Raw genomic sequence first — 3906 nt, 5'->3', positions numbered from 1 at the left:
TACGATTATATAAGCTATTATTTAACCCAAATCTGCAAACCGGGTTGCCAAATCGATGATTTACTGCCTTGGAATATCAAAAGCTAGGTGTAGATTGCCGGACGCTTACGTTGCTATTCTATTAGTTACAGATGCAGTGAAAAGCGAAGATTTAGAATCATTAGGTATTAAGAAAGCACAAGCGGATACTTGGGCAAAACATTTATTGGATAAACAGATAAGCTTTCAAGATGCTATGGACATCTTTCAAAACGGGGATACCGACGCATCAATTAACCATCTGTTAGCGCTGTGTATTGATCAACGCTACTTTACGAAAAAAACTAAAGAGAGCGAGGAGGTTCCAAGTGAACAAAAAAAGCAGGGGTAACCTGCTTTATTATCAACCTCAGAAAAACTTCATCATGTCCTTGAATTCGACATTTTTTCTAGTGCCACTTCCCACCAAAATATAATTAGTGTTATTAGTCGCAAATATGCAATTTTCGTGGATACTGATTATTGCTGTTGTACGCACCCAACCACCAACAGGAAACCTATCTAGCTCATCGTAAATAATGTAGTCAGCCTTTATCAGCGATATTACACAATCAGGTGCTGATTGCGGGGGCTCAATATCCCATATAGCCCAATCTTTAACTACGCATATTGGTTTATTTGGGGAGAAGTGCTCACATTTTAGTTTCATCAGTTCGATTTGTGATTCTAAGCAGCCAAAGTTCGTTAATACTCCTGGCTCAGACAAAACACCTGCAAGCCTAGTAAGCTCTTGTTTCATTTCATCAGTCATAATTATCTCTTACTATTAAACGTTATGACTAGCTTGAGCGCACTCTCTAATCTGTCAAAAAAACTACTTCGAATTTAAATGTGTGCAAAAGGCTTCCTGCCTTGAACTTTAAAAAAATGGATGATTCATTTTTCCTGTGGAAAGGATGGCTGCATTTGTAATAACAGCTCGCTGACATGTAAAACGGATATGAGCAGTAAATGCTCTTGTGTGAATCGAGCGGCAGTTTAGCTAACTGCTAGGTACCTAAGTTATTGCATGGCACCCAAATCTACTCGAGGGCTCATTGAGCTTAATCTTAAGCAATAAAATAATAGCGAGGTAACCGATTTTGATTGTGTAAATTGAGGCAGAGCAGGTATCGATAAAAGCTTAGCACCTGCAATGCACTCACTTAATAATTGGGCTAGCTATTTGCTGCATCAACAAGTTGTTGCTTGAATGATTTAAAAGCATCGCCATCAAAAGAAGAGCCGCCATTTGCGTCCACATTAAACTTCTGCTTGATAGAATATTCAACAAGTGACGAACCTTTGTTAAGGTAGACTTTAACTTCTGCTATAGCCGAATGCTCGCCACTTTTTAGATTATAAACAGTACGTAAAGCACCGCCTTTAGTGGTCGTTCTTGTCTGCGCTTGTAATTTGCGATTTAAGCTAGTAGCCACTGATTCTGGATCATAACTTACTTTAAACTCACCCGTTTCTACTTTTTCTGCCAGGATGACAGGGTCTAACTTTGATAGTAACTTATTGTATTGACTAATAGCTTTAGCATCAGTTTTAAACAAGAACATATCATCATTCCCTTTGGTTTTATGTAGCATCGAAGGTGATGATAATTGTACAACCCAAGAGTCTCCTATCTCCTCTACCTTAACAGGTAACTTAGCTGTTATGTCTTTCTTTGCTTCCATCATAGTGCCTGTTGTTGAGCGATAAGTGTCACCTTTACGATAAGTGACAACATAGCTATCAGCATTTCGCTCAATTATCGCCCCTTCGAAAAAGTAGCCAGGGCTATAGCCTTTAGGGGTATTACACATCGGATTACAGCCGTATTTATGTGATGCAGCCTCAGCTATTTGGCTCTTTAAGCCTGATAATATTTGTGATTGAGTTAGTTCAACGCCAGGAGCAGGTGTTTTATCAAAAGTGAATGTTTTCGAGTTAGTTGTAGTGATCGGGATATCACGAGCTGGTTGAACCGAAACACAAGCAGATATTGAAGCTGCTAAAACAGCAATCGGCGCAATACGTTTGATCATGGGACTTCTCCATTTTATTTATTTTATTCCAAAATCAACCGCATTCTTACGTAGACACTTTCATATGCACAGCACAAAACTTTCTTAAACCTTACCTGTAGATTGTATTTTCGTTGCATTTACTTCACCCCAATAAAATTGGGGCCTGTAGCCTCCTCTGTGTTTTTTGACAAAGTGCTAAGGCATGGATAATAGAAGATAGGATTGATTAGTTTTCTGAGTGAGTTTTGTACAAAATCGGTGATTACATATTTAACACTAAGCTGGCACAAATTGAGTGCCCTATGGGAAAGTGCTATGAGCTCACATCTACGCCATTTGCACTTCTCACCTTTTTGGTCGAAAACAATGATCGCTTAGTGAATAAACGTGAGTTAATTTTAAAGGTGTGGAAACACGAGGTATCAGATAGCTCAATCAATAAAATGATATCAGAACTACGATCTATATTTGGTGATACTGCAAAGGATTCTCGATATATAGCAACAAGACGCAAATTAGGTTATCGACTAGTTGCTGACGTGCATCCAATCGAAGAGCATATATCTCACGAGAGCCCTCCTTTAAAGAGCATTATTAATTGCAGCGGTTAGTTCTATGATTAAAAAACTACGACTACCTTTACATATAAAATCATATTTTAAGGTCCTGCCAAGACAATATATTACAAATAGGCCGTTAATTCTGGCCTATCAAACCTCTGACTGTAGAGGGGTAAAACTGCTTGCCTGTTCGGCTTTTAAAGCCTAGCCGGTTTAGTTCGTCAGCAATGCCTTTTAACGTTGTTGTACCGGCTGCTTTCACATTTTCAATAACTGGCAAAATAGCCTCTCGGTATTTTTTTGTGTTTGTCATAAACTGTGCATGAGCATTGCTGGTACAAGTATTTCTGACTTCATTAAAGTTAGGGTTACCTAATTCCACGCCTCTCTTTTTAGCTTCTGTTAAAGCTAATTTTGTTCTTGTGGAGATCGCTCTTCTTTCTTCTTCCGCCACTGCTGCTAGTACTTGCAACACCAATGGGCCTGAGTTGGGCTGGTCACAACAAATGAACTTAATATTGCTTTGCATCACTGAACTTAGAAAGTGCAAATCACGAGACAACCTATCCAGCTTTGAAACGATTAATGTTGAATTGGTTAGCTGGCAATGTTGAAGTGCTTTGGCTAATTCTGGACGGTTGTTATTTTTCCCTGACTCCACTTCAGTGTATTGATGTAGCAAAGCGCCTTCTTGCCTATTTATATAATCAGTCACCACAGACTGTTGAGATTCTAATCCAAGACCACTTTGACCTTGTCGTTGTGTCGAAACACGATAGTAAGCGATAAAATTCATAATGTTGTACTCAATTACAGAGGCGCAATACCTTCGTTTTGTGTGTTTGTATTTAGACTTACTAGATTGCCAGCTTGGGAAGATTCGTCAAAAAACCTCCGTTGTACTCAAATATTGAAAAGTAGTATTTATGGGCCTTCACTCGATTTTCTTTTGGCGCCATAATTGACTACAAAGCAAAACTATGGGGCCAACTAATGGACAACAAACATAGACTCGCAAGAGCAAAACGAATTAAAAGATATAAAAATAAATATCAGCCTGAAGATGTGGCTCAGTGGCGTGAATTTGCTTACAAAACTGCAATAGAAATGAACCGAGATTTACGCACAAATACTTGGTTTGATGAGAACTTATATACTTTGAAGATAGTAAGTATTGGCAGTGCAATGTTAACCGCCTTTTTGATTTTCACTTAACTAACTGAACGACTCACACTGTAGTGGCATAGTTAATTTGGCCACCCATTAAGAAAGAAATGTTATGCTCTTTGCATACAAATTTGGGTGAA

At 38.6% G+C, this 3906-nt stretch carries 6 protein-coding genes; 3 read left to right on the top strand and 3 right to left on the bottom strand.

The genetic code is table 11. The annotated features are described in order from the left end of the window. Positions 1–94: 94 nt before the first annotated feature. Complete coding sequence (locus CWB65_RS18910) at positions 95–370, top strand: hypothetical protein (RefSeq protein WP_138741235.1); 276 nt, start codon at positions 95–97, stop codon at positions 368–370. Between the two features lie 18 nt (positions 371–388). Here the strand turns inward: CWB65_RS18910 and CWB65_RS18905 are convergent, their stop codons facing one another. After that, positions 389–790, bottom strand: a complete 402-nt coding sequence (locus CWB65_RS18905) for a DUF6957 family protein (RefSeq protein WP_100914093.1) — start codon at positions 788–790, stop codon at positions 389–391. A gap of 406 nt (positions 791–1196) precedes the next feature. Further along, positions 1197–2057 carry a hypothetical protein gene (locus tag CWB65_RS18900; RefSeq protein ID WP_100914094.1) on the bottom strand — a complete coding sequence of 287 codons (861 nt, stop codon included), beginning with the start codon at positions 2055–2057 and terminating at the stop codon, positions 1197–1199. A gap of 284 nt (positions 2058–2341) precedes the next feature. On the opposite strand from CWB65_RS18900, the gene CWB65_RS18895 reads away from it, so the two are divergent. Then, entirely contained in the window at positions 2342–2650 is a 309-nt protein-coding gene (locus tag CWB65_RS18895; protein ID WP_138741234.1) for a winged helix-turn-helix domain-containing protein, read from the top strand. An 85-nt stretch (positions 2651–2735) separates the two neighbouring features. Here CWB65_RS18895 and CWB65_RS18890 read toward each other — a convergent pair whose 3' ends face one another. Then, positions 2736–3395 carry a recombinase family protein gene (locus CWB65_RS18890; protein ID WP_100914096.1) on the bottom strand — a complete coding sequence of 220 codons (660 nt, stop codon included), beginning with the start codon at positions 3393–3395 and terminating at the stop codon, positions 2736–2738. A gap of 197 nt (positions 3396–3592) precedes the next feature. Here CWB65_RS18890 and CWB65_RS18885 point away from each other — a divergent pair, with 197 nt between their 5' ends. Next, the gene (locus CWB65_RS18885) at positions 3593–3814 is read left to right on the top strand and encodes a hypothetical protein (RefSeq protein WP_138741233.1); all 222 of its coding nucleotides are present in this window, start codon (positions 3593–3595) and stop codon (positions 3812–3814) included. Positions 3815–3906: the final 92 nt, after the last annotated feature.

Source organism: Pseudoalteromonas sp. S554 (assembly GCF_005930865.1).
Taxonomy (GTDB): domain Bacteria; phylum Pseudomonadota; class Gammaproteobacteria; order Enterobacterales; family Alteromonadaceae; genus Pseudoalteromonas; species Pseudoalteromonas marina.
This window is presented reverse-complemented; position numbering and strand designations above follow the sequence as displayed.

What these genes read in the sequence shown, in the direction of transcription:
- CWB65_RS18905 (WP_100914093.1), bottom strand. Translation starts at nt 790, where the DNA reads ATGACTGATGAAATGAAACAAGAGCTTACTAGGCTTGCAGGTGTTTTG.
- CWB65_RS18900 (WP_100914094.1), bottom strand. Translation starts at nt 2,057, where the DNA reads ATGATCAAACGTATTGCGCCGATTGCTGTTTTAGCAGCTTCAATATCT.
- CWB65_RS18895 (WP_138741234.1), top strand. Translation starts at nt 2,342, where the DNA reads ATGGGAAAGTGCTATGAGCTCACATCTACGCCATTTGCACTTCTCACC.
- CWB65_RS18890 (WP_100914096.1), bottom strand. Translation starts at nt 3,395, where the DNA reads ATGAATTTTATCGCTTACTATCGTGTTTCGACACAACGACAAGGTCAA.
- CWB65_RS18885 (WP_138741233.1), top strand. Translation starts at nt 3,593, where the DNA reads ATGGACAACAAACATAGACTCGCAAGAGCAAAACGAATTAAAAGATAT.